At 45.9% G+C, this 26,426-nt stretch carries 24 protein-coding genes; 8 read left to right on the forward strand and 16 right to left on the reverse strand.

Annotated features, from left to right (window positions below; translation table 11 throughout):
• The first annotated feature begins 1 nt into the window (after position 1).
• The 3 genes from AC07M6_RS07440 (at position 2) to AC07M6_RS07450 (ending at position 2,515) form a co-directional block, all read left to right on the forward strand.
• Entirely contained in the window at positions 2–784 is a 783-nt protein-coding gene (locus AC07M6_RS07440) for an ABC transporter ATP-binding protein (RefSeq protein WP_494888360.1), read from the forward strand.
• Positions 785–790: 6 nt separating this feature from the next.
• The gene (locus tag AC07M6_RS07445) at positions 791–1,561 is read left to right on the forward strand and encodes an MlaD family protein (RefSeq protein WP_494888361.1); all 771 of its coding nucleotides are present in this window, start codon (positions 791–793) and stop codon (positions 1,559–1,561) included.
• 387 nt (positions 1,562–1,948) lie between these two features.
• Complete coding sequence (locus AC07M6_RS07450; RefSeq protein ID WP_494888362.1) at positions 1,949–2,515, forward strand: TetR/AcrR family transcriptional regulator; 567 nt, start codon at positions 1,949–1,951, stop codon at positions 2,513–2,515.
• Between the two features lie 15 nt (positions 2,516–2,530).
• On the opposite strand, the gene AC07M6_RS07455 is transcribed toward AC07M6_RS07450, so the two are convergent.
• Entirely contained in the window at positions 2,531–3,757 is a 1,227-nt protein-coding gene (locus AC07M6_RS07455; RefSeq protein ID WP_494888363.1) for a DUF3999 family protein, read from the reverse strand.
• The gene (locus AC07M6_RS07460) at positions 3,726–6,110 is read right to left on the reverse strand and encodes a DUF2339 domain-containing protein (RefSeq protein WP_494888364.1); all 2,385 of its coding nucleotides are present in this window, start codon (positions 6,108–6,110) and stop codon (positions 3,726–3,728) included. Before AC07M6_RS07460 ends, AC07M6_RS07455 begins: the two co-directional genes overlap by 32 nt.
• Positions 6,111–6,397: 287 nt before the next feature.
• Here AC07M6_RS07460 and rbp point away from each other — a divergent pair, with 287 nt between their 5' ends.
• Positions 6,398–6,778, forward strand: a complete 381-nt coding sequence (gene rbp, locus AC07M6_RS07465) for an RNA-binding regulator (RefSeq protein ID WP_494888365.1) — start codon at positions 6,398–6,400, stop codon at positions 6,776–6,778.
• 397 nt (positions 6,779–7,175) lie between these two features.
• On the opposite strand, the gene AC07M6_RS07470 is transcribed toward rbp, so the two are convergent.
• Positions 7,176–9,599 (reverse strand): ABC transporter permease, encoded by a 2,424-nt coding sequence (locus tag AC07M6_RS07470; protein ID WP_494888366.1) that lies wholly within the window; start codon positions 9,597–9,599, stop codon positions 7,176–7,178.
• Positions 9,600–9,800: 201 nt separating this feature from the next.
• On the opposite strand from AC07M6_RS07470, the gene AC07M6_RS07475 reads away from it, so the two are divergent.
• Positions 9,801–11,300 (forward strand): family 43 glycosylhydrolase, encoded by a 1,500-nt coding sequence (locus tag AC07M6_RS07475; RefSeq protein WP_494888367.1) that lies wholly within the window; start codon positions 9,801–9,803, stop codon positions 11,298–11,300.
• 69 nt (positions 11,301–11,369) lie between these two features.
• Here AC07M6_RS07475 and AC07M6_RS07480 read toward each other — a convergent pair whose 3' ends face one another.
• On the reverse strand, positions 11,370–11,606 hold the full coding sequence (locus AC07M6_RS07480) for a cytochrome b5 domain-containing protein (RefSeq protein ID WP_494888368.1): 237 nt from the start codon (positions 11,604–11,606) through the stop codon (positions 11,370–11,372).
• A gap of 147 nt (positions 11,607–11,753) precedes the next feature.
• Between AC07M6_RS07480 and AC07M6_RS07485 the strand changes: the two genes are divergently transcribed.
• Positions 11,754–12,935 (forward strand): acetyltransferase domain-containing protein, encoded by a 1,182-nt coding sequence (locus AC07M6_RS07485; protein ID WP_494888369.1) that lies wholly within the window; start codon positions 11,754–11,756, stop codon positions 12,933–12,935.
• A 30-nt stretch (positions 12,936–12,965) separates the two neighbouring features.
• Here AC07M6_RS07485 and AC07M6_RS07490 read toward each other — a convergent pair whose 3' ends face one another.
• Positions 12,966–13,688, reverse strand: a complete 723-nt coding sequence (locus AC07M6_RS07490; protein ID WP_494888370.1) for an AAA family ATPase — start codon at positions 13,686–13,688, stop codon at positions 12,966–12,968.
• A 166-nt stretch (positions 13,689–13,854) separates the two neighbouring features.
• Here AC07M6_RS07490 and AC07M6_RS07495 point away from each other — a divergent pair, with 166 nt between their 5' ends.
• A complete protein-coding gene (locus AC07M6_RS07495) occupies positions 13,855–14,562 on the forward strand; it encodes a head GIN domain-containing protein (protein ID WP_494888371.1) in 708 nt (235 codons plus the stop codon).
• A gap of 187 nt (positions 14,563–14,749) precedes the next feature.
• Here the strand turns inward: AC07M6_RS07495 and AC07M6_RS07500 are convergent, their stop codons facing one another.
• From AC07M6_RS07500 to AC07M6_RS07510, 3 genes are all read right to left on the reverse strand, one after another.
• Positions 14,750–15,466, reverse strand: a complete 717-nt coding sequence (locus AC07M6_RS07500) for a DUF2490 domain-containing protein (protein WP_494888372.1) — start codon at positions 15,464–15,466, stop codon at positions 14,750–14,752.
• A 77-nt stretch (positions 15,467–15,543) separates the two neighbouring features.
• Entirely contained in the window at positions 15,544–16,581 is a 1,038-nt protein-coding gene (locus AC07M6_RS07505) for a lipid A deacylase (protein WP_494888373.1), read from the reverse strand.
• Between the two features lie 8 nt (positions 16,582–16,589).
• Positions 16,590–18,308 (reverse strand): ArnT family glycosyltransferase, encoded by a 1,719-nt coding sequence (locus tag AC07M6_RS07510; RefSeq protein WP_494888374.1) that lies wholly within the window; start codon positions 18,306–18,308, stop codon positions 16,590–16,592.
• Positions 18,309–18,696: 388 nt separating this feature from the next.
• Between AC07M6_RS07510 and AC07M6_RS07515 the strand changes: the two genes are divergently transcribed.
• Entirely contained in the window at positions 18,697–19,155 is a 459-nt protein-coding gene (locus AC07M6_RS07515; protein ID WP_494888375.1) for a DinB family protein, read from the forward strand.
• Between the two features lie 207 nt (positions 19,156–19,362).
• Here AC07M6_RS07515 and AC07M6_RS07520 read toward each other — a convergent pair whose 3' ends face one another.
• Genes AC07M6_RS07520 through AC07M6_RS07555 form a run of 8 tightly spaced genes read right to left on the reverse strand, consistent with a single transcriptional unit; the run spans position 19,363 to position 26,399 of the window.
• Positions 19,363–20,070, reverse strand: a complete 708-nt coding sequence (locus AC07M6_RS07520; protein WP_494888376.1) for a DUF4197 domain-containing protein — start codon at positions 20,068–20,070, stop codon at positions 19,363–19,365.
• A gap of 36 nt (positions 20,071–20,106) precedes the next feature.
• The gene (locus tag AC07M6_RS07525; RefSeq protein WP_494888377.1) at positions 20,107–21,120 is read right to left on the reverse strand and encodes an inorganic phosphate transporter; all 1,014 of its coding nucleotides are present in this window, start codon (positions 21,118–21,120) and stop codon (positions 20,107–20,109) included.
• 22 nt (positions 21,121–21,142) lie between these two features.
• Positions 21,143–21,793 carry a DUF47 domain-containing protein gene (locus AC07M6_RS07530; RefSeq protein WP_494888378.1) on the reverse strand — a complete coding sequence of 217 codons (651 nt, stop codon included), beginning with the start codon at positions 21,791–21,793 and terminating at the stop codon, positions 21,143–21,145.
• Positions 21,794–21,840: 47 nt separating this feature from the next.
• Complete coding sequence (locus AC07M6_RS07535; protein WP_494888379.1) at positions 21,841–22,905, reverse strand: sensor histidine kinase; 1,065 nt, start codon at positions 22,903–22,905, stop codon at positions 21,841–21,843.
• A 9-nt stretch (positions 22,906–22,914) separates the two neighbouring features.
• Entirely contained in the window at positions 22,915–23,610 is a 696-nt protein-coding gene (locus tag AC07M6_RS07540) for a methyltransferase domain-containing protein (protein WP_494888380.1), read from the reverse strand.
• A gap of 19 nt (positions 23,611–23,629) precedes the next feature.
• Positions 23,630–24,751 (reverse strand): NAD(P)/FAD-dependent oxidoreductase, encoded by a 1,122-nt coding sequence (locus tag AC07M6_RS07545; RefSeq protein WP_494888381.1) that lies wholly within the window; start codon positions 24,749–24,751, stop codon positions 23,630–23,632.
• Positions 24,751–25,869, reverse strand: a complete 1,119-nt coding sequence (locus tag AC07M6_RS07550; RefSeq protein ID WP_494888382.1) for a type III polyketide synthase — start codon at positions 25,867–25,869, stop codon at positions 24,751–24,753. Before AC07M6_RS07550 ends, AC07M6_RS07545 begins: the two co-directional genes overlap by 1 nt.
• A complete protein-coding gene (locus AC07M6_RS07555) occupies positions 25,866–26,399 on the reverse strand; it encodes a YceI family protein (protein ID WP_494888383.1) in 534 nt (177 codons plus the stop codon). Before AC07M6_RS07555 ends, AC07M6_RS07550 begins: the two co-directional genes overlap by 4 nt.
• Positions 26,400–26,426 lie beyond the last annotated feature (27 nt).

Genomic DNA, 26,426 nt, shown 5'->3' on the forward strand with positions numbered 1-26,426 from the left:
GATGGAAGCGGTTGAACATAAAACAGATGCTAAAACGCCTGCATCAAAGGATAAGAACGAAGTGGTAATAGAGATTAAAGGACTTAAAAAATCCTTTGGCGATAAGACAGTACTTAAAAACGTTAACCTCACGGTGCACCGCGGCGAAAACGTGGTGATACTGGGCCGTTCGGGTTCGGGGAAATCGGTTACGATACAATGTTTGGTGGGGATGCTTGCTCCCGATGCCGGTAAGCTAAATGTATTAGGTAAGGAAGTAGAACAATTAAACGATAAGGAATTAAAGGAACTGCGCACCAAAATAGGCTTCCTGTTTCAGGGCGCGGCGCTGTATGATAGTATGACCGTACGGGGGAACATGGAATTTGCCCTGACCCGCGTGCTTAAAGTAACCGACCAGGCCGAACTGGATAAAAGGGTATCGGAAGTGCTGGAAAGCGTAGGCCTGCCGGATGCGGCCGAAAAAATGCCGTCGGACCTATCGGGCGGGATGCGCAAGCGGATTGGCCTGGCCCGTACGCTGATCGTTAACCCTGAGATTATGTTGTATGACGAGCCAACTACCGGATTAGACCCGATCACTTCCAGGGAGATCAGTCAGCTGATCCTGGAAATGCAGAAGAAATATAAAACAAGCGCCATTATTATTACGCACGATATGGAATGTGCCAGGATAACAGCCGACCGGATAGTGATATTGGATGAGGGTGAATATATTGCTGAAGGGACCTTTGAGGAGCTTAAGAAAAGCACAGACAAATTTGTAAAATCTTTTTTTATCTAAATAAAAATGAAAACCACAACCGGACAAAAAATAAAAGTAGGTGGATTTATAGTGGCAGGATTCATCGTCCTTTTACTGGGTGTTTTTTTGATCGGGAATCAAAAAAGCATGTTCAACTCCACCTTTAGTATATATGGGATATTTAACAATGTAAACGGCCTGCAGGTAGGTAACAATGTGCGCTTTGCCGGCATTAACGTTGGCGTAGTAGATGGCATTGATATCGTAACCGATACCTCGGTAAAAGTTACCCTTACATTAAATGAAGATGTAAAGAAATTTGTTAAAAAAGATGCCCGGATGAGCATAGGCAGCGATGGCCTGATGGGCGACAAGCTGGTAGTAGTAAGCCCTGGCGGCGCTACCAGTAAAGACCCGGTTGCCGATGGGGAGCGCTTAACCGCGGTTAACCCCCTGGATATGGATAAGGTGATTAACAAGCTCACTAAAATAGCCGATAATGCCGCCACGATTACAGAAGGCCTTGGCGGCATAGTTAACAAGGTAAACAGCGGGCAAGGCAGCCTGGGCCGCTTGCTGAACAGCGACAAAATGGCCAAAAACCTGGAAAGCACCGTGAGCCAGGCCCGCACAACCATGGCAACGGTACATAAAACCAGTAACACCTTAAACGAAGACCTGAAAGCGGCCCAAAGCAACTTTTTGCTGAAAGGCTTTTTTAATAAGAAGAAAAAGGCGGCTAAAGCCAAGCAGGATTCGATAGAAAAGGCACAAAAGGACAAACAAAAACAACAGGAAAAAGAGAGTAAACCATAGTTATCTAATGGTTAAACGCAAAAAACACCGACTAAACAGTCGGTGTTTTTTGCGTTTATGCTTTTTTTTAGAGGCTTCGTGAGTGCATCGACGTAAGGTTAAATTAGCGAAGCTAAAAAGAGGGATATTTATAAAAATTTCATGAGGATATTTGTCTTGCTTGCCATGTCTGAAAGGCAAAAAACTAAACTCTTTATAATCGCCTTGGCGGCAGATGGGGGCCGGCTACCGAAAAAAGTCGCGAAAATCGTTATCCAATGGTTAAAACAGGTTTTCGTCGGGCGTTAATAACAAAAAAAAGTTCTTTTAAAGGCTGAAAATGAGCAAAAAGCGCTTTCACAAGGCAAATTTTATTATTAAATTTAGGGACCGATCAATCAGTCTATTGTGTTAGATAAACAAAAACAGATCCTGGCCGCGGCCCTGAAACTCTTTGTAACATACGGATTTCATGGCACCCCAACCAGTAAAATTGCGGAAGAAGCCGAAGTGGCTAACGGAACCTTATTTCATTATTATAAAACCAAAGACGATCTGGTGGTTGGCCTTTATAATTATATTAAAGAAGATATGGCCGCCGCCATGTCGTCCATTATTCACGAGAGCGATTTTATTACCCCAAAGTTTAAAAACACCTTTATCCAAACCCTTTATTGGGCGCTGCATAACCGCGACAAATTCTGCTATATCCGGCAATTCGAAATTTCGCCGCACATGGCTAAAATATCCAGGGAAACCATGCAGGATCAGGCTATGGTGCACGGCCGTTTAATTGAGGAGGGTATTAAAAAGAAACTACTGAAATCGCACCCCCGCGATTTGATCCTTACCCTGTTTAACAGCCAGGTATTTGGCATATACCAATATTTAACCAGCGCCGAATTTGCCCCCGAAGAGGAAAAACAGATCATTAACGAGGGTTACGAAATGGTTTGGGAAATGCTGAAATATTAGTAATCATCCGATTACTTAACCATCGCCTTTCTTCTTGTTCAACTCCCTGGTCATACTAAACGTTAGGGCCGAAAGTATGGCAATGGCGGCAACAATGCTTATCCAAATAAAATAGGGTTTTTTACTTGCCGGCCGGGGATGTTCTGTTTTATAAGCCTTGTTCGCCTCGATGGAAAAATGCCCGGTTTCGGGAAAATGACTACCTATTTTCCCGGTAAAAAATTGCAGATCGTATTTAGGCGCAGCGGCCGTATCGTTTCCGAAGATCAGATAGTAAGTTTTTTTAGGTTCCAGCCGGGCTATAATATAACTTTCGGATTGGGCTGCTTCAACAGATGTAATGGGCAGTGGCCGGTCGTCGTTATTGGTGATCTGCACATCCAGGCTTTTGGCCCTGACAGACAGATTGATATAGTCGTCCTCGTTACTTAATATTTTACTGGTGAGCCATTGGTGCCGCGCATCATTGGTATAAACATTTACCTCCCGGCGGAAATTTGTATTCAATTTTACCGGGATATGCAATCTGTTAATGGGATAGGCCACATCAAAATTGATATAGATGTGGGTAATGCGGTTGGGCGAATCGGCCTGGGTAAACGTTAGGCGGCTAAGCATCACATACTGTGGTTTTGCAGGGAGATAAGTATAAATGCCCGCCTCCCTGATATTCACAGGGCTTTTATGCCCGTTATTAACCACCATTTTAAGATACCGGTAGCTACTGACGGGGAACATTAACCGCTGCTCGTAAACGCCCTTGTTGTCGGTAGTGGCGGCGGTGCCTAAATTCATATTTTCGGCAATGGCAAACCATTGCTGCAGGTCATCGCTGCCGGTTAAAGTGATCCGCCGTTCTGCAGTGGTGTTTTTCAACCTCAGCCATAGCTGGTTTACCGGGCCTTCTGTTGTGTTCTCAACCACCAGTACGGTGCTGGTATCCGGCCTGTCCTTTGTTTTTACCGGCGGGAAAGTAACAAAACGGTATTGGTTGTTAGCGGGCATATCGCCAGCTTTTACATAAGCCACAAAGCCGCCGTCGGGGGCAACTATTCGGATATCGGACAGGTCGGTTTTTGCCTTCGCCGTTAAATCGGGCCGCAGGTTAATGCGATAATAACCAGCCGAATCAACACCTGCCAGCTCCGATTTATACTTGAACTGCGCTTGCTGCGCCAGTAATGTTCCGCTAAATGTGCAGAGCAAAAAACTAAGCTTCAGTTTCCTGGTCAGGGCTTTCATCGGCAACAATAATTTTTTTAACTTTTTGATACATGAACGATACAATCAGCAGCAATACGCCCAGGCAAAAGAAGGCGGCAATTTTCCCTGCTGCCGGGATATTACGGATATCAAATATAAACAGCTTTAACAAGGTTAGGGTAAACAAGCTTAATGATATTATCCGTAACGTGCGCGCCCGGTGTTTCATTCCCAGCCACATAATTGCGAATGATGACAGGCCCCAAAGTACAGGCAGTGCGGTTTGGATATACACAGTTTCCACCCTGTCAAAGGATGTAGCGCCCGATGTAAAGATCCGGTTGCTGATCAGGCTTACCTCGAAACTTAAAAAAGCCACTATCCCCGTGCAAATAAGCCAGGTTGATACATCCGGCCAATCCAGTTTATCTTTCAGGATGGTTATCAGTTTATAAAACAAAAGCCCAACTACTATTGCGGTTGCCCAGTGTGCAATAAAATGGATACCGGGGGGCGTATGCCTTTCCAGCATTTGGCGCTCCACGGCAAATGCCTCGGTAATAAATATCAAATAAACGGCAATAGCCATGGCAACTAATGCCGCGCTGATCTGCGGGTCAATGTCGTCATTCCGCTCCAGCACTAACAGGTTAAACACATACACAAATACGGTTACATATAGCATCAGGTATATGATGTTAAGCGATGTATCCGGAAAGTGATTTAAAAACTGGTGGTTAATTTCCAGCAGTCCGCTTAAAAATAAAAACACAAAAGCAACGATACGTAATAAGCCTGCAGGTATATCAAATTGTGAGCGCGGGCCGGTGTCCTTTTGCACCAGCAGATAAAGCAGGGAGGTAGTAATAGCGGCAAACAATGTGGTAACAAAGCCCTTATTGGCCATTACAGTTAATAGGGCCGAACTATCGCCATAAACTTTCAACCAGTCCATGACCAGGCTGCCCACCATAAGCAGCCATACCAATATAGCGACAGCCTTCATTAACCGGATGCCCGATTTTTGGTATAACCAGTATAGCAGCACCGCTTCTGATGCCCAGAATAGCGTAATATTATTACCATGCAGCTGTATGGGTGCCGTAAGCGAAATAAAGGTGAGTGTAATGCCAATCAGCAGGTAAAGGATATTGGTATCAACCTTTTTGTTTTTGAACAGGATATACGACAAAACCAAATTCACGGCGCCCAAACTTGCGCTGAACAACCCGCGATAATCCTGTTGGCCCATATCGGTTAAGAGATATAATCCGGCGCTGAAATAAAGGGCGGTATTAATGAGCAGGATGCTGTAATCCGACAAGAGGAACGCCTTTCCCTCCTTTACATTATGGGCGATATTAATGGCTAAAAACAACAGGTAAAACACCGAGCCGTAAATGAGCGCGATATGGTCGTCGGCCGTTGGCAAATTAAACAGCACCGTAATATATACTAAAGTGGTTAATGCAAACGCGCTGATATTAAGAATGCGCCAGGCTTTATAGTAAGCAATAATGAGTAATCCGGCATTCAATATCACCAGGTATATAAAAAACGCGTTGAAGTTATTATGCCCGTTGCTTACCATAAACGGGCTGGCCATGCCGCCAACTAAAGCAATAATAGCCAGTTCCTGCTTATCGTATAATAAAGACAACGCCACCGCGAACAGCGTGATGCAGATAAGGATAATAAACGATGTGGTTTGATTGAATAAATGAAACTGATGGAAGGCCAGCGTAATGGTAAAATAATAAATAGCTAAACCGCCGCCGGCCAATACCGAACTAAAAGCGGTATAATTTTTACGCAGCTTGTGCGCAAACCCAATAAGGATACTGCCGCAAAGTATGCCTATGCCCACACGGCCAACCGGGCCTATCCAATTATTATCAATAGCGTACTTTACAAAATAGGCAATGGCCAAAACCAGTATCCCGATCCCTATTTTATTGATCAGGTTTTCACCGATAAACTTTTCCAGGTCGGGATAACGTTCAAAAAATGACGGCTCCGGTTCGTGATGCACAGGTGGCCGGGGGCCGGGATATACTGGTGGCGCCGGTTGCTTCTTCACGCCCTCCATATAATCGGGTTGCGTGATCACTTTTTTATCCCATTCTTCAACAGGTTGAGGTTTAACCGGTTCGGGCCTGGGCGGCTCGGGTGCCGAAACCACGCGCGGGCGTTCCTCTGTCTGTGGTTTTGGAGCAGGGGGCGCTACGGGTTTGGCTACCTGGGCGTCCCTGTTTTCTTCGCTTTTTCTAATTAAATTTTTAAGATCAAGAATATTACGCTCCAAATCTGAAAGCTTATTACCAAGATCGCTTTTGATAGAGAATACGAGGTATAAAATAGATAGGAGGATAACAACCGTAAGTAATTCCATTGTGAAAGGGGGGGTAAATAGCTTTTTAAACCGCGTTATAAGTTGTGATTAAATAAAAGTCAGAAAAAATTGCCATATCAGAACAATTTATCTGTTAGATGCGTATAACAGGCTGAAATAGTGTGTTTTTATATGCCTATGAAAAACATTTGTACAGATGCACAAATAAATACCTCATATTGAATATAATTTAACTATAATTGAAATTAAATAAACACTATTGATTTATTTGTGTTACTGAAATGCGGTTAAGCATCAAAAATGCTTAATGATTAAATTAAAACTTGATGAAAATTTTTGTTGGAAGTCTTCCCTACAAGGTAGAGGAAGCTGATTTACAGGAACTATTTGCAGCTTATGGCGAGGTTAGTTCGGTTAAAATTATTACTGATCGCGAAACCGGCAGAAGTAAAGGTTTCGGCTTTATTGAAATGACTGATGACGAGTCGGCACAAAAAGCAATTGACGGCCTGAATGGTACCGAAATTGGCGGCAGGACTATTGCTGTTAGCCAGGCTGAAGAAAGAAAACCAAGCGCAGGCGGCGATCGTCGTGGTGGCGGTGGCTTTGGCGGCGGCAGCCGTGGTGGTTACGGCGGCGGCGGTGGTAACCGTGGTGGCGGCGGCTACCAGAAAGACAGCAACCGCGGTGGCGGTCGTTGGAACTAAATCAATATTTGTTTAACAATTGTAAATAGTACTTCCAATAAGGATACTTACATAACCGGCCCGTTTAAAAGTTCATCTTTTAAACGGGTTTTTTGTTGCCGGTAAGTTTGGCGATGGGCCGTATGCTTCCCTTCCCTGGGAGAGGAGCAGCCAATCTAAAACCAGATGACCACCAAACGTTCCGATGGAACGTCATAAATCGCTGGTTACGGCTACCAACCAGTCGTTCCTATGGAACGGATTGCTTTGCTCATCCCGTAGGGATGTTTGGTTGGTAGAAAATGAAACAAAGCCGCTACGTTCCATCGGAACGTTTGGTAAAATTTGCGCTCCTTTTATTCATGGTCTATTGCTCTTAGATACAGCTATCGTTTCTATAGATCGTAAATGATCCCGCCTATTCCGTCTTCAAACTCTTGATCGGGTTTGCCAGTGCCGCTTTAACCGATTGATAACTCACCGTAAGCAAGGTAATTGAAATGGCGCCCAAACCAGTAAACATAAATATCCAACCCGATATGGTAGAGCGGTACTCGTAGCTTTGCAGCCAGTTATGCATCAGGTACCAGGCAACGGGCGTGGCAATAATCAGGGAGATGGCCACCAAGCCAATAAAATCAGTTGATAGCAGCTTCCACAAATTAAATACCGACGCGCCCAATACTTTGCGTACTCCAATTTCTTTAATACGCTGCTCGGCCATAAATGCCGCCATGCCAAAGAGGCCTAAACAACTGATAAATATAGCCAGGCTGGCAAAAAAAGCGGCCAGCTTACCAACACGCTGCTCGTTACCAAACTTTTTGGCATATTCCTGGTCAACAAAGCGATATTCAAATAGCTGTGATGGGTTATATTGCTTAAACACGGCTTCTATTTTACTAATAGCCTCGGTAGCACTTATTCTAGGATTAATCTTTAGTAACACCGCACTGCCCGGCCCGTTATCCAGGAAAAAAAGAGAGGGGCTGATTTTGCCATAGGGCGATTGCGTGATCATATCGTTAATTACCCCTATAATTTTAAAGGGCTGGCCATCCCATGTTATTGTTTCGCCTACCGGGTTTTTCAATCCCATAAATTTTACTGCGGCCTCGTTTACCACCAGGCCAACCGAATCGGTCAGGAACGAACTTGAAAAATCGCGCCCATCCTTAAATTGCCAGCCTACGGTTTTACCATAATCGTATGATGATGCTGTTTTCTGAAAATCGACCCCCATGTTTGGATCTTTACCTTTCCATTCAATCCCACTGGTGCTGCCGTTTGCTGTGGTTGGCGATCCGCCGGCTTCTGCCATTTTTACTACGGCCCCGGTTTTAAGCAGTTCGGCTTTTACCACATCGTAATGGCTGTGGATCTCGTGGCCAATCACCGGTACAGAAACCAGGCCGTTGTTATCATAACCAATGGGGCGGCTTTTGGCAAACTGGATCTGTTTAAATACCACTATAGTACCAATGATCAGCGTAATAGATACCGTAAACTGCACCACAACCAGCACCTTACGTGGGACAGAAGCCAGCTTGCCTACCCGGAATGATCCCTTTAGTACCTTAACCGGCCGGAATGATGACAAATAAAAGGCAGGGTAACTGCCGGCAATTAAACCGGTTATTAAACTAAAACCAATACTGAAAATCCAAAATTGCGGGTTGCCCCACAGTATACCCATTTGCTTATCGGCCACCTGGTTAAAAAAGGGCAGGCTTAGTTGCACCAGTAAAATGGCCAGTACAAAAGCAATCATTACGTACAATAACGATTCGCTAAAAAACTGGTAGATCAATTGCGAGCGTACCGAGCCAATAGCTTTGCGGATACCCACCTCGCGCGCGCGTTTCTCTGACCGCGCGGTGCTCAGGTTCATAAAGTTAATGCAGGCCAGCAGCAGCACAAACACACCAATAATGCCAAACAGCCAAACATACTGGATACGGCCGCCTATATTTTTCCCATCCTTAAAATCACTATATAAGTGCCACTTATTCATGGGGAATAAAAACAGGGCCGGTTTCTTTTTAGCCAGCATAGCATTAACGTGGCGCAGCTTTACATCTTTTATTTTTTGCGATACCGTCGCCATATCGGCATGATCGGCCAGTTGGGTAAATATGATAAAAGCATTTGGCCGCCATGGTTCCTGCGCTGTACGTACCCACTCGGTATTGGCATAATACATTTCCCACGGACCAATAAAGCCCCAATCGGCAAAGCTGGAGTTACGGGGTTGGTCTGCATAAACCCCCGCCACTTTGGCGTTTATTTGATTGTCTATTTTCAGGGTTTTATCTATCGGGTCGGCATCGCCGAAATAAGCTTTAGCAGTACTTGCCGATATCAGGATAGACGATGGGTCTTTCAATGCCTCCTTTTTGCCTTTCAGCATTTGCAGGTTTAACATGTCCGGTCCCTGGGTTTCCATATAGCCCCCGTTTCGTTTTAACTGCTTATCGCCCAGGGCAACAATATGGTCGCCCATACCGGCGGCTAATACAACATATTTAAAATCGCTGTATTTACGCAGTTCGGCGGCAAGCGGGTAGGGTACCGCTCCCCAGGTTTGCACTTCGCCATTATTGGTTACGTTTTGCCATACCTGGGCAATCCGGTCGTGGTTTTTATATTGCTTATCAAATGATACCTCATCCCAGATCCACAAACCGATCAGCATAGCCACGGCCATTCCAACCGATAGGCCAACAATGTTAATCAATGAGTGTACCTTGTTCTTAACCAGGTTCCTGCGGGCAATTTTAAGATAGCTTTGGATCATGATATGGTGCTTTTTGTTATGTTTGTATTTTAAATTTCGTGCCATAGAATTAATGCCATGTTAATCAGTTAATTACGGCTTGAGTTTAATGTACGAATTGTATCGTAAACGAACACTGTTTGTTCGGTAATGGAGGGCCTCTCCCCAACCCTCTCCAAAGGCGGAGATTAGATGGGGTTTCTCCATGACAAGCACAGGATGTCTTTTCAGCGCGATATCATCAAATTTATAACACCAATTTAACCTATGAAATATTTTACCCGGCTTTGTTTCTGCTCCGTACTGTTTGCCGCGCAGGCATCGGCACAACATTTTAATCCTATGGTGCCCGATAATATTGCCGATCCATCCATATCCGTATTTAACCACACCTTTTACCTTTACGCCACTACCGATATTAACCATGGCTTATCCATGGCCGGCCCGCCGGTGGTATGGAAATCAACCGATATGGTAAACTGGAGTTTTAGAGGGACGCTGATCAATGGGATAGACTGGAGCAAACCCTACGCTTACACCGATAGCAAAGGCGTGCAAAAAACGGGCTATTTCCGTTACTGGGCGCCGGGTAAAGTGCTGTATCGCGATAAAAAATACTACCTCTATGTTACTATTGTTAAACCCGATGAAAGCCTGGGCACCTATGCCTTAACCGCAAGCAAACCCGAAGGCCCGTTCACATTCACTAATGGTAAAAGCGTATACTTTAATCAGCCCGATAGTGTTCAATATGAAGCTAAACCCGTAGCGCCGGATATTGACGGCGACCCGTTTATTGATGACGATGGCAGCGCCTACCTGTTTTGGCGCAGGCGAAAGGCCGCTAAATTGAGCACCGACTGGCGAACACTGGAAGGACCTACGGTAGATATCCCTACCAGTCACGGCGGTTACTCTGAAGGCCCCCTGGTGTTTAAACGCAAGGGGATCTACTATTACCTGTACACGCTATCGGGCAGCGCCAATTATTGCTATGGCTATATGATGAGCAAAACCAGCCCGCTGGGGCCGTATGAGGCGCCGCCTGCCGGACCGGATATTTTTATGACTTCGGATATCGACGCGGGCGTTTGGGGGCCGGGGCATGGCAATATCCTGAATTTGCCGGGTACCGACGATTACATTTTTACCTACCTTGAATTTGTTGAAGGCAGCACCACACGGCAGGTATTTGCCAACTGTTTATATTTTAACAAAGATGGTACCATAAAACCAGTAAAGGTTGATTTAAATGGCGTGGGTTATATAGGCGCTAAAAGCGACAAACGCAACAACCTTGCTTTGAAAGCGACAGCTACGGCATCAAGCAATGTGGCCGATAAAACATCAAAGGAGCAAATAGAAACAAACCCTGCTGCTGTTAAAAACATCAACGGCAGGCCATCGCCGGGGCCAACGGTGAAAACAGCTACGCGTACCTTTACCTATCAGCCCCAAAACGTAGCCGATGCTAATTACGGCACCCGCTGGATTGCTGATGCTGCCGACAAAGCACCCTGGCTGATGCTGGATCTGGGAAAGGTGCAAAGCATTAAAACCTGCGAGATCTATTTTGTACTTCCGGCCTTAGGGCACGAATGGGCATTAGAACATTCTACAGACGGGAAGCATTGGGAAACTGTAGAGCAACAGCGGGACCCAACTATCCATGCTCCGGAAGTTGTGAAAGGCATTGGCAAAGCGCGTTACCTAAGGGTACATATTTTAACCGGAATGGCCGGTATTTGGGAGATGCGGGTGTATTAGCGTGGTTTGTTAAGAAGGGTTGAATAAAGTAATCAATACTTGTTGGATTAAAAACAAACAAGTCCGGCATTACTTCAAAATCCCAACCTTTACGAACTTCTCAAACACCGTTTCGGTATGCGGTGCATCGGGTAGTTCGTCGGTCAGGTCCTGCCCGGCCCAGTGCTCGTAATGCTTGCCGTTTCGCCACAGGCGGCTATCGGTTACATCGTATATCACACCCAGGTAGGCTACCCAAATTTCGGGTTTGTCCTGTCCGTTGCGCAGGGCCAGTTGAGAGCGGGTATAAGTAGGGAGATCGGTCATTTATTACTTTATGGCGGATCAAGATACTCAAAAACAACAGCTTTCTACTCCCCTTACTCCAGATGCTTGAAAATCATGACCGACCGTATGATTTTTCCAAATATTAATTATCTTCGGTAAACCTTTAACTATTAGCAATTTACCCCTATGCAAGCCGTTAACCCACCCCAGTTAAAAAACCGGATTGAATCTATCGACATTTTACGCGGACTAATTATGCTGATCATGGCCATTGATCATGTGCGCGATTATTTACATTTTGGTCACCCCGATGCTACCAACCTGGCCACAACCACCCCTTTTTTGTTTTTCACCCGCTGGATAACACATTTTTGCGCGCCGGCATTTGTGTTCCTGAGCGGTGTATCGGCTTATTTGGCCGGTATGCGCCGTACAAAAAGTCAGTTAAGCGGCTTTTTAATTAAACGCGGGCTATGGCTGATATTTGTTGAAGTGGCCATCATTAACTTTGCCATGACCTTTGACCCATTGCACCACCTAATTGTTTTGCAGGTGATATGGGCTATTGGGGGCAGCATGGTTTTGCTTGGCTTACTGGTATGGGCGCCCTTACCGGTAATAGGCGCCATTGGGGCAATTATTTTCTTCGGCCATAATATATTAGACCTGGTAAATGTTGGCCCTATTGGTAAAACCGTAGCCTGGCGGCTGCTGTTATCGGCCAATGGTTTTTCGGAACTGATTCCCTATGGCCCGGGCCGTAATTTATTAATAGCCTACGCGCTTTTACCCTGGACTGGGGTAATGCTGATAGGTTATGTATTTGGCTCGCTGTACAAAAACACGGTTGATGCTGCCCGGCGTAAAAAGGTATTGTTCATTTCGGGCTTATCACTGCTGGGTTTATTTGTGATATTAAGGGCCTTTAACCTATACGGCGACCCGGCACCATGGGCTATTCAAAAAACAACCACGCTCAGCATCATTTCGTTTTTTAATGTAAGTAAATATCCCTGCTCGCTTTTATACCTGAGCATGACCCTGGGGGCTGCCCTGCTTATTTTATCCTTCACCGAAAACCTGAAAGGTAAACTTGCAGCCACATTAATTGTATATGGCAATGTGCCTTTTTTTTATTATGTATGCCATTGGTACCTTATCAGGGTTTTTAATATCATTACATTCCCCATGCAGGGCTTCAGTTTAAAAACGCTGGTTGCCGGTTTCGATCCGCCGGATAACTATGGCTATTCCCTGGCTGGCGTTTACCTGGTATGGTTAATGGTCATCGTTATCCTATATTTCCCATGCAGGTGGTATGGTCAATATAAAAAATCGCATACACAGTGGTGGTTAAGCTATTTATAATTAGGCTTATGGCGTATCATCATGTGTCAGCTACCGGTTTAACATCCGATCAACCATATACGATGGGTTTTTAAAAAAGTCCCGGTAGGTTTGGTACAATTCGGTTTGTTCATAACTGCGCACTTGTGCGCCATGTTCGCTAAACTCATAGATCAGCGAATCAGGATAAGCGATCAGGATAGGCGAATGTGTAGCAATGATAAATTGCGACCGGTCTGAGATCAGTTCGTCCATTCGGAGCAACATGGCCATTTGTCGCGATGGTGACAAGGCAGCCTCTGGCTCATCTAAAATATAGAGGCCGTTCCCCAAAAAACGGTTCAGGAAAACCGCCCAAAAGGCCTCGCCGTGCGACTGCTCGTGCAGCGACTGGTTGCCGTACGATTCAACTGCCCCAACATTGTCAACTTCGGTGGCCACATTAAAGAAACTTTCACTTCGTAAAAAAAAGCCATCGGTATGCCGGTGCGTACTTCTGGATGTGCGCAAATACTTGTGCAGTACCGAATGCGAGTCGCGGGTACTGAAGTTAAAATTAGCCGTACCACCTTCAGGATTAAACCCCGATGCAACTGCAATAGCTTCCAGTAAGGTAGATTTACCCGTGCCGTTTTCGCCTACAAAGTAAGGTACTTTGGGATGCATTTTAAGGCCCTCTGAATTTCTGAAAAAAGGCAGGCAAAATGGGTACGCATTTAAATCGGTATCCGTTTTATTAAAAAATACATCTATTAATTCACCTCTTGATATCATGCGGCAGGCGTTTAATTACGGGTACAGATCTGTTATATTTTATGATCCGTTTCAAATGTAAGCAATATAATTAGCGGGATTATTTACTGATAAATGTCCTAAATTTATTTTCACTGTAACCATTTGGGTTTTAAAAACGTCTTATCAGCATTAAAAACTATTAACCATGAAAAAACTAAGCAAAATTTTACTTACTGCTGTAATGCTGGCCGGTGTTAGCAGCGTTTTCGCGGATACGCAGGACCGCCATCTTTCGGGTTTCCGTGCCATTAGCGAGTCGGGGTCATTTGATATTTATATTACCCAGGGCAATACCGAATCTGTAAAGGTAGAGGCGCCGGCTAACATCATTGATAAAATTATTACCGAAGTGAACGGCGATGTTTTAAAGATACATGAGAAGAATGAACATTTTAACTGGGGCAGCATTTTTAGCGGCAACCACAAAAAAATAGCGGTTTACATCACCGTAAAAAACATCCGCGCTATCAGTCTTTCCGGATCGGGCGATGCTTTCTTTAAAGACGGACTTACTGCCGATCGCCTGGAATTAAAAACCAGCGGATCGGGCGATATGCTGGGTAGGGTAAATGTAAAGACATTAGAAACCGGCATATCCGGATCGGGCGATATTAAATTATCGGGCAGTGCCGAAACATCAACCATCAGCACAAATGGATCGGGCGATTTCAGCGGCCGCGACCTGGTTACCGTTACCACCATGGTACGCATATCCGGCTCGGGCGACGCCAGTGTTAACGCCACCGAAAAACTGGATGCGCGTGTATCGGGATCGGGTGATATCCGTTATACCGGCGGCGCTAAGCAGGTATCCAGCCATAGCTCGGGCAGCGGGGATATCCATAAGTTTTAAGTAACCGGCCCAATTATTCACCCATGTCATTTCGAACGAACCTGGGATGGATAAAGAAGCGGGGTGAGGAGAAATCTTATACGCGATGCCGTCTGTGATTAGCATGTCGCATAAGATTTCTCCCGCTGGTCGAAATGAAAATTTGGTAAAAAAAGGAAGGGACGCAATCTGCGTCCCTTCCTTTTTTTTACTTACTAAACCGGGTATATAAGGCCAGTTGTATCACATTGTTAATGGTATAAGCCTCCGCCTGTTTAATGTACTGGTTAAGGTAGCCTACCTCTACATCAAACTGTTTGCTTACACGATATCCCAAAGCCGCGTAGGCCCGGTTCTGATCAAAAAAGTGTTTATTAATCTTATCCTTGTTTTGTACGTTGGCAAAAACCTCGTTTTGTAAACCCACAAAAGTGCCTTTGGTAAATGGAGCTTGCTTGCTCAACGGCACTACCGCGCGGACAAAATAACGCAGGCGCTGGGCATAAACATCGGGCTGGGTAGCGGTTTGACCTAAAAAGCGCTGCTCTAAACGGAAGCGATGTGTGATCCCGGTATTCACACCTGCTTTTTGCGAGATAATAAACTGTTCGAAGATGCGGTGCTCGGGCCTGAAAGTTTTAGCGCCTGCTGCGGTGCGGCCATTGGCAGCGATGTAGGCATAGCCTAAATCTAAGCGATGATCCTTATTGAAATAATAACTGGCCGAAGGCCTTAGCAACATATTTCGTAAATAACCAACATGATTTGATGAGCGGAACTGCGCATCAAAACCAGCGCCCCAATGTTCCGAAAACTTTTGCGTGTGGAACCAAGCCCCCCAGGTGGTTAATTCATTAGTTTGCGCTGATGCTGTTTGCGCGAGAACAAAGGATAAAATGAGCGTAGAGAAGAATTTGATTTTCATAGATATTGATTTAAAAAACCCCCTAAGCTCCTGAAGAGGTATAGGAGGTAGTGTTTGAATACAGCCTTACTCCCCCTTTAGGGGGCCGGAGGGTTAAACTTCGCAATCACCTTCCGGCCCAAATCATACGTTACCCTGAAGGCTTGCTGGCTGCTGCCGGTACTTTCGGGCGTTTGGTGAAAGCTGAAGATAAACTGGGCTTTAATGTTTTTAAAAACCAAAGGGGTGTAAATAACATCCAGGCGGTTATATGTTTTTTTGGAGTAGTATGAGTCGCCGTAAACAATATTGTGGCCCTGGCCGGCATAAAACTCATCAAACAAGGCAATTTTATGATAGCTGAGGTATACGCTGGCCACAAAGCCCTTCGGCACCCGGAAACCATCCACCCCGCGCGAGCGTTCCAGCGAGATCATGCCGCCTGCCTCAACCGAAAGAGAATCGAATGTGGTTTGCTTGTGACTAAAATCCATCCCTAAGCGTACCTGCGCGCCGCCGTTATCGTTAATATGGTCGGTAGGTAAAAGCACCTCGGCCCCGGCATCATGCAGCAGCAAAAAGTAGTGCGAGATATAGAAATTGCCATCCGCCTTAGGCGTATACTTGCCCGATGCCCCAAAGATAAACTGCTCGCGGTCGGTAGCGGTTTGGCGGCTTACCCAATCCAGCCAGAAGGTTTCGTAACCATGATGGGTTTGGTAACGGGCCAGCAAGCCCTCAATATTAGGGCGATAGTAGCGTAAGGTGTCATTTAACAAAGCACGTGGGTAATTGCTCACCAAACCCTCACGCGGGAAAGATCCCGCATTAAACTGCCATTTAGCGCTGGAAAACTGGTAATAAATTACCGGGTCAACCTTACCGAAGAAGGGCTTGGCCCCAAACTCGTGCAGGCCATTTACCCCTACTACAAAACGGTTCAGGCTATCCAGGTTCAGGCCAAAATCAAGCGCGGTACGGGTACCCGAATAGGTGCGCGAGCGGGCCACAAATTCCTTGTACTCGTGATTATCTAAAAAGCCAAGACCGTTAAAGTGCACATCAACAGTTTGTGCCATAGCTGTGGCGGTAACAGCAAAAAACAGGGCGATAAGGATATAAAGTTTTTTGATCATATCGTAAATTATTCAACTGTAAAACTAATGGCCCGGCTATTGCGCCCGCCGGGGAAAGGCGTGGTACGGATAGAAAATATCAATTCATATTTGCCTTTTACAGGCGGGGAGGTCAATTCCAAATGGTAAGGTACCGTTTGATGCGGCGGGATAATGATCCGGGCAAAATCGGGCCCAAATCTTACGGGGAACCTTTCGGTAGTCCCTTGGAAAAAACAGGCGGCGCCAATTAGCTCGTGCGGGTAGCCCTCGTTTTTAAAGTTGACGGGATAGGCATACGGGTTAGTAATGGTCAGGTCGAGCGCTATCTTTTGCCCCGGACCTGCTTTAATATTACTTTGTTTTGCACGGATATCAATCTTCTGAAAAGTGCGCACACTATCTATCCAGGCCCCATGCCACATCCCGCGCGCGGTTATAAAACTATCCAGTTGCAGGCCTTTTCCTTTAAAGTCCATAATATAATAAGCGCGCTTGTGCTGCATACTATCCTCAATGGGCCAAATATCAAACTGGGTGCGGCGGTAAGCCCGGTCGTCGTACGAAAAACCCTTTAACGAATTGGTATAATAGCAGTATTTAGATGCTTCCTGGAAACCGCTGATCAGGATCACATAATTATTGCCAGCCCTTTGCTTAACCTGTTGCGCCCATTGGCGGTACCCGTAATAACTTTGGAAACGCGAACTGTTCCTGATAAAATCGGGCGGGGATATTAGGGCTATGCGTAAAGCAAGTACCAAAACAACGTTTACAATGGCCAGTTTGCCAAACCACGCGGGGAATTTATCCATTTGTTTAAACCGGATGAGTACCAGCATAGCCAGGGGCGCAAAGGCGATCAGCGTCCAATGCGATTGTACTTCGCCTTTGATGGTATTGAGGAAAAAGAACAGCAGTGTACCAATTAAATTAACCAGCAGGCAGCGGATAAACGCATCCCGCACCTTAATAGTGAAGGCAATGTAAAACAGGAACCAGCCGATCAGCGGGCCCGCCATCAGGATCTGCCCGGGAAAGTACAGCAGCGAGGTTATAGGGTCATACACGTCGGCCGAGCGTTCGTATAAATGATATTGCAGCGAGGGGTAGCCGTGGTGTACCTGCCACAAAACATGCGGTATATATAACACAGCCGACAGGATGACGATGAGATAAAAACTACGGCGTTTTAATAGCTTAATGTTAGATAATACCGTAAACCCAATGAGCAGCACGCCATGATACTTACTGTAAAGCAGCCCCGCAATGATGACGGCCAGTAACAGGGCCCATTTCAGTTTATCATCGCTGATGTATTTTTGGTAGATATAATAGAACAGCGTGGTGAAGAAAAAGAGGGGGACATCGGGCGTGGTAGTAAAGCCGTAGATATGAAAGATCAGGATACCCGACATGACCAGTATAAACCACTTTGCCTGCACTGCATAGCTTTTTAATATCAGCCATAGCAGGTAAACCGAAGCGCTGCTGGCGGCAATGGTCATCAGGCGCAAGCCTAATTCGTTGTGCATTACCAGGTCGCCCAGGCGGATGAAAATGGCCACCATAGGCGGATGATCGTAATAGCCCCAATCCAGCAGGCGCGAGTAGATCCAGTAATAAGCTTCGTCGGGGTGCAGTTCCAGCGTGTACGACTGGATGATGTTGAAGATAGTCCAGAAAAGCAGGAAATACCAGATGGGTTTATCCGATCGATAAGAGGTATTTAGTGCGTTGTCTGGCATTTAATTACTCGCTGCTCAAAATTTTTGTAAAGGTATAATAAAAGCCGGTTAAGGCGATAAAGCGACAGCGGATCACGACTAATTTGTCATGGAGCTGACAGGAATGTCACCCGGAGCTCGTCGAAGGGTGCGTGCGTGAGCCCGCCCACGATTGGAAAGTAGTAAGCCAAATATTGGGTTAACATAACTTAACATAATTCGCGGGTTTTTTACGTTAATAAACTGATTGTCAATTATTTAATGCCTTTATAGTGTTAGCCCTGTAAAAGCCTTTTTAGCCGGGATAAATGCATCTAAATGTGTGTGCTTGTTGTTTGTTAAAACAAGACAAGTAATGCGTATTTAATGACTTAAAGAATAATTATGTTTGCATCAAATCATTTCAGCCATGAGCCAACAATTCAACATCATTAAAGCGCCAAGGATAACCATACTGGCCGCTATAGAAAGCCTTTCGTTAGACCAGCTAAACACCATTCCAGCCGGCTTTAATAATAATATCATATGGAACCTGGGCCATATGGTAGCCGCCCAATGCGGCATTTGTTACAAGCGCGCGGGCGTGCCTTTACCCATTGATGAATTATTTTTTGAAACCTACAAACCCGGCACCAAACCCGAAAGACCGTACACCGCCGATGACCTGGCGCAGGTCAAAGAATTAATGTTCAGTACACTGGATCAACTGGAAACCGACCTGCAAACCGGGATGTTTAGCAACTACCCCAGTTGGACCACCCGCTACGGTGCCGATATCCACAATATTAACGATGCCGTTGCCTTTTTGCCATTTCATGAAGGGTTGCATATCGGGGCTATTGTGGCGTTGCGGAAATTAGTGGGTTAAGCTAAATGGTTTTTACGATATGCCCCGGAGGGGCTACATGTTTATAGATATAGCCGCCTGAATGTATAATGCGCCGTAGGTGCTACCCTTTACACGGTGGATATCGAGAAAGGGTAGCACCTACGGCGCAAGAAATTTTTCTGTATTGTTTGCTACAAACATGTAGCCCCGATGGGGCATCGAATGTATTGTGCACAAATCTTGATTTTACTTTTTCTTAAACTGCTCGGCAAACGAGAACACCTTTTTCATTAACGGGGTCGACCGTGCCGATAGGTTTTGCCTGATGTTCAGCTCTTCCTGGGCTATTTGCAGGAACAGGCCGTCTATCGCTTTCTGAGTTACATAATCGCTGATATCGGGGTTGATCTTGCGCATAAAAGGCACCTTATTAAAGGTGGTAGCGGCGGTAGTATAATACCGGGTAGCACCCGATTCATCCAAACTGACCTGTATAACAGGCTTAAATTTAGCCGATAATTGTACGCTGGTTGTGCGTTTAAAATATTCGGTAGCCGCATCGGGCTTACCTAACAGGATATTGCTGACATCCTGCAGGGTCATTTGCTTTATGGCGTCAATAAAAATGGGCTTGGCTTCTTTTGCCGCGCCTTCGGCGGCCCTGTTAAGCGATAGGATCACATTATCGCACAGCTTGTTCATCCCTAACGATCGCAGGGTTTTCTCGGCTTTTTGCGCTTCAGGCGGGAAAAGGATCTTAATGGCGGCGTTACCAAAAAAACCATCCACGGCCGATAGCCGGTCGGTGCTTTTGCCGGTGCCCTGCTCCAGCGCCTGCTTTAACGCGTTACCAATATCCAGGTTTGATGGAATAAGTTTGGATTGTGCCCGGGTGCTGCCGGCATTCAGCAACACAGCAAACAGGATGGCCAATAAAGAGATCGCTTTTTTCATATCAGGATAAAAATACGTAAAAAACCCCGGGCTTTGTTATCCTATGGCGTGCATTATTGCAAATACCGCCGCTGCCAGTAAAGCTGAGATAGGGATGGTAATTACCCAGGCCCATATCAGGTTAATAGTTACACCCCAGCGTACAGCCGATACACGCTTGGTTAAACCAACACCAATAATAGAGCCAGTGATGGTATGTGTGGTTGAAACCGGAATACCGAAACGCTCGGTAATGAACAGGGTGATGGCGCCCGCGGTTTCGGCGCTTACGCCTTCAAGCGGGGTTACTTTAGTGATTTTAGTACCCATGGTTTTTACGATCTTCCAACCGCCCGACATGGTGCCTAAAGCAATGGCCGAGTAACATACCAACGGCACCCATTCGGGCATTGCCGCGCCATTTTTTAAGCCCGATGCCACCAGGGCAACGTAAATAATACCCATTACCTTTTGCGCGTCGTTACCGCCGTGGGCAAAACTCAGCGCGCCCGATGAGATCAATTGCAGGCCCTTAAACCAGCGCTCGGCCATAGATGGGCGGGCATTTTTGCAAATATGTAATATCAAAATGGTGATACCATAGGCCATAATAAGCCCGATAAATGGCGCCAGGAAGATATAAGCGACAATGGTAAGGATACTGTGGATATTTACCGCCGTAAGCGCCCCCGAACCCATGTACAACGCGTTGGTCATACCCGCGCCGGCAAAGCCGCCTATCAGCGTATGCGATGAGCTGGAAGGGATCCCAAACCACCAGGTGATCAGGTTCCAGGTAATGGCGGCAACCAGGCCGGCCAGTATTACGTGCATGGTAATAAAATTCTCGTGCACGGTTTTGGCAATGGTATTGGCTACCTTATGGTCCTTAATTAAAAAGTAAGCTAAAAAGTTAAAGGCAGCGGCCCATAGTACCGCCTGAAAAGGCGTAAGTACTTTAGTAGACACCACCGTAGCGATGGAGTTGGCGGCATCATGAAACCCGTTAATGAAATCAAAAATGATTGCAAGAAGGATAACAACAACAAGCAGCGGAGTTACTAATATCATGTAATTGAATGATCAGGGATGATTAGGCGTTTTTAACTAAGATGGATTCCATTACATTGGCAGCATCTTCGCACATATCGGTAGCCGTTTCCAGCGCTGCAAGTATTTCTTTATATTTTATTAAGCGTAAAGCATCTTTTTCGTACAGGAACAGATCGGCAACGGCACGGTCAAACACATAATCGGCCTGGTTTTCTATACTGTTTATCCTGATACAGCTATCAGCAATATTGCGCACATTTTTTAGGTCCTTCAGTTCGCGCACCGCTTTTTCCAGCTCAACACTGCCCTGTAATATCAGTTCAGAAAGCTTTTTGATCGATTCGGTGTACTCATCGATATTATACAACATCATCCGGTTGGCCGATCCCTGGATATAATCAGCCACATCATCAATAGCGGTAGCTAACGAGTGGATATCCTCGCGGTCAAACGGTGTGATAAAGTTTTTGCCCAGTTCCAGGTAAATCTGGTGGGTCAGTTCATCACCCTTGTTTTCCAGCTTGTCAATTTGCTTAAACATTTCCTCGCGGGCGTTATTATCACTGGAGTTCACGGCTTCTACCAGTACGGTAGCCATGGCAACTACATTATTTGCGGCCTGTTCAAACAAGGGAAAAAATACTTTTTTATCTTTTGGGACAAAGTATTGAAATATGCTGTTTAATGACATCTTGATAATTTGTGTGGCAAAGGTACGTATGTAATGTTAAATTAATGTTAACTCTTTAATACAGGAATAACAGGGAACGGCGATTGTTTTGCTTTTTGCAAAGTAAATCCAAACGTCGACCCTAAACCTGCCGTGCTGCGCACATTTATAGTTTGCTGGTGCGCCTCAATAATATGTTTTACAATAGCCAAACCCAGTCCCGAGCCGCCAATTTGCCTTGACCGGCTTTGTTCGGTACGGAAAAAACGCTCGAACAGGCGCGGCAGGTATTTTTCTTCAATGCCTATGCCATCATCTGTTACCTCTACCAAAACCTGGTCGTGCAGGTTAAACAGGCTTATCGAGGTGCTGCCGCCGGCTTTACCGTATTTAAAGGAATTATCAATCAGGTTCACTAATACCTGGTGGATCTTTTCCCTGTCGGCGGTTACCGGTACGTTTTCATCATACTTTTGTTTAAATATCAGTTTAATATCGTGCTGTTTCGCCTTCATTTCCATGGCGTCAATCACTTCTTTTACCAGGTCGTTGATCTTAAATTTGGTGTAATTGATCGGCATCTCGCCCGATTCCAGCTTCGAGATCTCGTCCAGGTCTTTGATCAGGTAGCTTAAGCGGTCGACATTTTTCGAGGCCTTCCCCAAAAACTGCATAGCCATCTCCTTGTCTTCAAAAGCATCATCCTGTACGGCTTCAATATAGCCCTGTATGGCAAATAAAGGGGTTTTAAACTCATGCGAGATATTGGACAGAAATTCCCGGCGGAACTTTTCCTGTTTACGCAGTTCGTCAATCTCGGTCTTTTTTTCGCGGGCCCAGGCCTTTACCTCCAGCTCTACATCGGCAATGGGGTCGGCGCTGTTCATCTGTTCGCCCAGGGCGTCGCGCAGGTCGCGGCCCAGTTTAAGGTTATGGATGAGTTTGTAGATGAGCTTGATCTTAGAGTAAACGTATTTCTCTATCAGGTAGTAAAAAACAATAAAGCTGATGACAAAAGATACGCTGAACGTAACCCCGACATCAAACCATTTATGCTGAAAATAATAATTTACCGCCGATAGCGTAATGGCTACCGAGGCCGCTGTGATTAATATCAGTACGCGCAGTTTCATACGGCTAATTTAGTATTTACTGATCACTAATAGCCATCTGAAAGGCCAAACCCATGTTAAATTATAATTATCAATTTGTGCTGCACTCATTAAGGTAACTATCTCCTGCCGTTTAAAGCTGCGCTTTACCGATAGCGGGCCATCTACCCGAACCATTTTGTTTTTGGTGAACAGGTGCGTAATACCCATTACGGCGTAATACAACAGCCAATGCCGGTGCAGGTCGGTAAGGATCACACCGCGCCGCGAACAGCTATACATTTTCCTGATCAGCTTAACCCATTCCTCGTCGGGGAAATGGTGACTGAATAAGCCCGAAAAAACGAGATCGAACTGACCGGGCTTTAAACCGTCACTTAGCACATCGGTCTCTATATAATCAATATCGCACCCCACCGAATTTTGCCGGGCAAAGCGGATTGCTGCCGGGGCTGCATCCACACCGGTTAATTTTAATTTGAGTTGATCCTTATCCGACCATTTGCGCAGCTGCACTAAGGTATCGCCGCCACCGCAACCCCAATCGCTTAAGGAATCATCGGGCCTTACGGGAAATTTTTTGAGCGCCTTAATGATGGTTTGATGCGCGCCGAACCAGCGGTTCATTTTAGCCAGGCCGGCTAATACCGGGTCAATCCTGGCAGATGGCAAATGAAAATCATCCATCACCTCGGCTTGCGTTGAACGTACTTGCAGGTTAACCATATATGGATAAATAGAGGATTCAGGCAAAAGGTTTTCCGTGCGATGTACGGATGAGAAAATTAGCCAGCGGCGGTAAATGGTTCAGCGCGGAGATGGTTAAGCCGGTTATACTATCGCGCCCGAACAGGCGCTGCATTTGCCGCCCCGCCCATAACCGCGCGGCAAATTCCTTATCCCAGGCATGGCTATAAGCCTGTTCCAATTGCGCGCGATGCCGCGCGGTAAATTTACCGGGCTGATAATGTTTGATAATATGCGCCGACAGCAACTTGGCGGAGTGGATAGCCATGGCCATACCGTTACCGCAAAGCGGGGCTATCATCCCGGCGGTATCGCCGCTCATCAGGATATGCTGCTCTACCGGGGCCTTTTTCTCGAATGAGATCTCGTTGATCACCTCCGGTTTATCCAGCAAGAATTGGGCGTTATCAAAAATTTCCTTCAGATAAGGATTTTTGCAGATCACGTTTTCTTCCAAGCCGGCCAATGAACCGTATTTGCGCAGGTCGTCCCGTTTGGCCAGGTAACACATGCAGTAGCGGTCGCCGTCTACCTTACTTACGCCGCAGTAGCCGTCTTTATAGTTGTTTAACTGGATCAGATCATTGGGCAGGTCGGCCCTGATATGAAACTTTACCGCCAGATAAGGACTGCGTTTATAAAAGAAACCACGCTTTAGTTTTTGATCGAGATTAGAGCGTTTGCCATAAGCGCCGATCACCAGCGGCGCGGTTAATGTTTGTCCGGGTATCACTACCTCAAAATGATCATGCGTAAAGCGGACATCCTCTACCCGGGTATTCAGCATAAATTTTACGCCTGCAGATTGGGCTTTTTGATAAAGATAATGATCCAGGGTATAACGACTGACGCCAAAGCCTCCCAGATCTAATTGGGTATTAAAGCGTTTACCGCCTGCCGAGGTGATCTCTAAACGGGTAATGCGTGATGGCTTGAGGCTATCGATATCCAGATCCAGGCCTGCCATAAAAGGCAGTACCTCGTTGCTGATATACTCGCCGCAAACCCGGTGGAATGGATAGGTTTTCTTTTCAATCACGGTAACCTGCAAACCTGCGCGGTTAAGCTGAATGGCATTGAGCAAGCCCGCCAAACCACCGCCAATGATAATCACATCCATCAGGCAACATGGGTTTTTAATACCATACCTTCAACCGTTAAGCCCGGGCCAAAAGCAAAACTCAACACCTGCCTATCAGTTTTAACCGTGCTTTGCAATACTTTTTGCAGCACAAACAGGATGGTAGCCGACGACATATTACCATACTTTTGCAATACCTCGTAAGCAAAGTCGTTGCTGTCTTCGGGCAGATCCAGCGCTTCCTCAACGGCTTCCAGTATTTTGCGGCCGCCGGGGTGAATAGCATAGGCATCTATCTGCGATAAGCTTTTTATACCGGCGCTTTGCATCAGCCTTTCTGTTACGCCGCCAATATTGTTCCTGATCTGTTTAGAAACTTTGGTGGTTAGCTTCATTTCAAACCCGGTATTGCCAACATACCAGCCCATTTCATTACGGGCCTGCGGTAAAAATTCGGCATAAAAGTGTTTTAGTTCCAGGCAGGGGTTATTGTTGATTTTTTGCCCGGTGTTTTCTACCAGCACGGCTGCCGCCCCGTCGCTGAAAATGGAGTTGGCCACCCAGTTATCCAGCGTGTTTTCCTTTTGAAAGTGCAGCGTGCATAGCTCCACACTTACAATCAGCACTTTGGCTCCGGGATTAGCGCGGCAGATATAATCGGCAGCTTTCAGGGCGTTAATGGCGCCGTAACAGCCCATAAAATTGATGCAGGTACGTTCGGTGCCGGTACTTAGGCCCAGGCCCTCCACCAAGTCAATATCTAAACCCGGGGCATACATGCCGGTGCAGCTAACCGTAATTAAGTGAGTAATTTGATCAGTAATACTATCCGGGAAACCCGAAAGGCAGTTCCTTGCAGCTTTTTCGGCTATAGTTATCGCCTCTTTTTGATACAAAACCATCCGGTTTTGGGTAGAAACGAAAGGTTCAAGGTCGGCTGTCTTTGCAAAAAAAGTGTGTTCTTCCGAACTATCGGCGCCAAAATCGGGAATTACCGAATAGCGGTATTCGATCCCCGAATGATCGTAAATACTTTTAAGCCGGTCATGGTTGTTAGGGTTTAGTCCGGATGCATCTGCCATAAACCGGTATATGGTGCTTTGCTTAAACCGGTTTGCGGGGTTGGCTATCCCTATGGCGCTGATGCAACTACTCATTTACTTGTTTCTACGTCTATTTCTACGGTTACATCATTACCTAAAGTCAGGCCTTTGCTGCCGATACCAAAATCGCTGCGCTGTATTTTAAAGCTGCCTTTAAATTGCGCAGTAGCGCCGGTAACCACATAGGTAAAAGGTACATCAACCGTTTTTGTTTTGTCTTTAATAGTTACGTTAAAAGTAGCCACATAGTTGTTTCCGCTTCTATGTTTTATCGTTACCGATCGCATACTGATCTTAGGATAGCGCAGGGCATCAAAATAGTCTTCGCTTTTCAGGTGCTTATCCCGCATTTCGTTATCGGTATTAATGGTGTTTACGTCGGCACTGGCTGCTATTGTGCTGCTTTCGGGCTTGTCCTTATCAAAACTGATATCGGCCACCAGGCCATTAATGCTGCCGCCGGTATTAAAGCCCAGGTTTTTAATCTTAAACGTAAGCGATGATTGGGTAACCACGTGTTTAGACTGCGCCAGCACACCTGCGGCCATCATAGCAGTCATCATTAAAACTAAAACCTTTTTCATAAGTTGATATCAATTAAACCCTACTAA

Source organism: Mucilaginibacter sp. GW821-FHT07H05, assembly GCF_059418485.1.

What these genes read in the sequence shown, in the direction of transcription:
- AC07M6_RS07440 (WP_494888360.1), top strand. Translation starts at nt 2, where the DNA reads ATGGAAGCGGTTGAACATAAAACAGATGCTAAAACGCCTGCATCAAAG.
- AC07M6_RS07445 (WP_494888361.1), top strand. Translation starts at nt 791, where the DNA reads ATGAAAACCACAACCGGACAAAAAATAAAAGTAGGTGGATTTATAGTG.
- AC07M6_RS07455 (WP_494888363.1), bottom strand. Translation starts at nt 3,757, where the DNA reads ATGAAAGCCCTGACCAGGAAACTGAAGCTTAGTTTTTTGCTCTGCACA.
- AC07M6_RS07460 (WP_494888364.1), bottom strand. Translation starts at nt 6,110, where the DNA reads ATGGAATTACTTACGGTTGTTATCCTCCTATCTATTTTATACCTCGTA.
- rbp (WP_494888365.1), top strand. Translation starts at nt 6,398, where the DNA reads ATGAAAATTTTTGTTGGAAGTCTTCCCTACAAGGTAGAGGAAGCTGAT.
- AC07M6_RS07470 (WP_494888366.1), bottom strand. Translation starts at nt 9,599, where the DNA reads ATGGCACGAAATTTAAAATACAAACATAACAAAAAGCACCATATCATG.
- AC07M6_RS07475 (WP_494888367.1), top strand. Translation starts at nt 9,801, where the DNA reads ATGAAATATTTTACCCGGCTTTGTTTCTGCTCCGTACTGTTTGCCGCG.
- AC07M6_RS07480 (WP_494888368.1), bottom strand. Translation starts at nt 11,606, where the DNA reads ATGACCGATCTCCCTACTTATACCCGCTCTCAACTGGCCCTGCGCAAC.
- AC07M6_RS07485 (WP_494888369.1), top strand. Translation starts at nt 11,754, where the DNA reads ATGCAAGCCGTTAACCCACCCCAGTTAAAAAACCGGATTGAATCTATC.
- AC07M6_RS07490 (WP_494888370.1), bottom strand. Translation starts at nt 13,688, where the DNA reads ATGATATCAAGAGGTGAATTAATAGATGTATTTTTTAATAAAACGGAT.
- AC07M6_RS07495 (WP_494888371.1), top strand. Translation starts at nt 13,855, where the DNA reads ATGAAAAAACTAAGCAAAATTTTACTTACTGCTGTAATGCTGGCCGGT.
- AC07M6_RS07500 (WP_494888372.1), bottom strand. Translation starts at nt 15,466, where the DNA reads ATGAAAATCAAATTCTTCTCTACGCTCATTTTATCCTTTGTTCTCGCG.
- AC07M6_RS07505 (WP_494888373.1), bottom strand. Translation starts at nt 16,581, where the DNA reads ATGATCAAAAAACTTTATATCCTTATCGCCCTGTTTTTTGCTGTTACC.
- AC07M6_RS07510 (WP_494888374.1), bottom strand. Translation starts at nt 18,308, where the DNA reads ATGCCAGACAACGCACTAAATACCTCTTATCGATCGGATAAACCCATC.
- AC07M6_RS07515 (WP_494888375.1), top strand. Translation starts at nt 18,697, where the DNA reads ATGAGCCAACAATTCAACATCATTAAAGCGCCAAGGATAACCATACTG.
- AC07M6_RS07520 (WP_494888376.1), bottom strand. Translation starts at nt 20,070, where the DNA reads ATGAAAAAAGCGATCTCTTTATTGGCCATCCTGTTTGCTGTGTTGCTG.
- AC07M6_RS07525 (WP_494888377.1), bottom strand. Translation starts at nt 21,120, where the DNA reads ATGATATTAGTAACTCCGCTGCTTGTTGTTGTTATCCTTCTTGCAATC.
- AC07M6_RS07530 (WP_494888378.1), bottom strand. Translation starts at nt 21,793, where the DNA reads ATGTCATTAAACAGCATATTTCAATACTTTGTCCCAAAAGATAAAAAA.
- AC07M6_RS07535 (WP_494888379.1), bottom strand. Translation starts at nt 22,905, where the DNA reads ATGAAACTGCGCGTACTGATATTAATCACAGCGGCCTCGGTAGCCATT.
- AC07M6_RS07540 (WP_494888380.1), bottom strand. Translation starts at nt 23,610, where the DNA reads ATGGTTAACCTGCAAGTACGTTCAACGCAAGCCGAGGTGATGGATGAT.
- AC07M6_RS07545 (WP_494888381.1), bottom strand. Translation starts at nt 24,751, where the DNA reads ATGGATGTGATTATCATTGGCGGTGGTTTGGCGGGCTTGCTCAATGCC.
- AC07M6_RS07550 (WP_494888382.1), bottom strand. Translation starts at nt 25,869, where the DNA reads ATGAGTAGTTGCATCAGCGCCATAGGGATAGCCAACCCCGCAAACCGG.
- AC07M6_RS07555 (WP_494888383.1), bottom strand. Translation starts at nt 26,399, where the DNA reads ATGAAAAAGGTTTTAGTTTTAATGATGACTGCTATGATGGCCGCAGGT.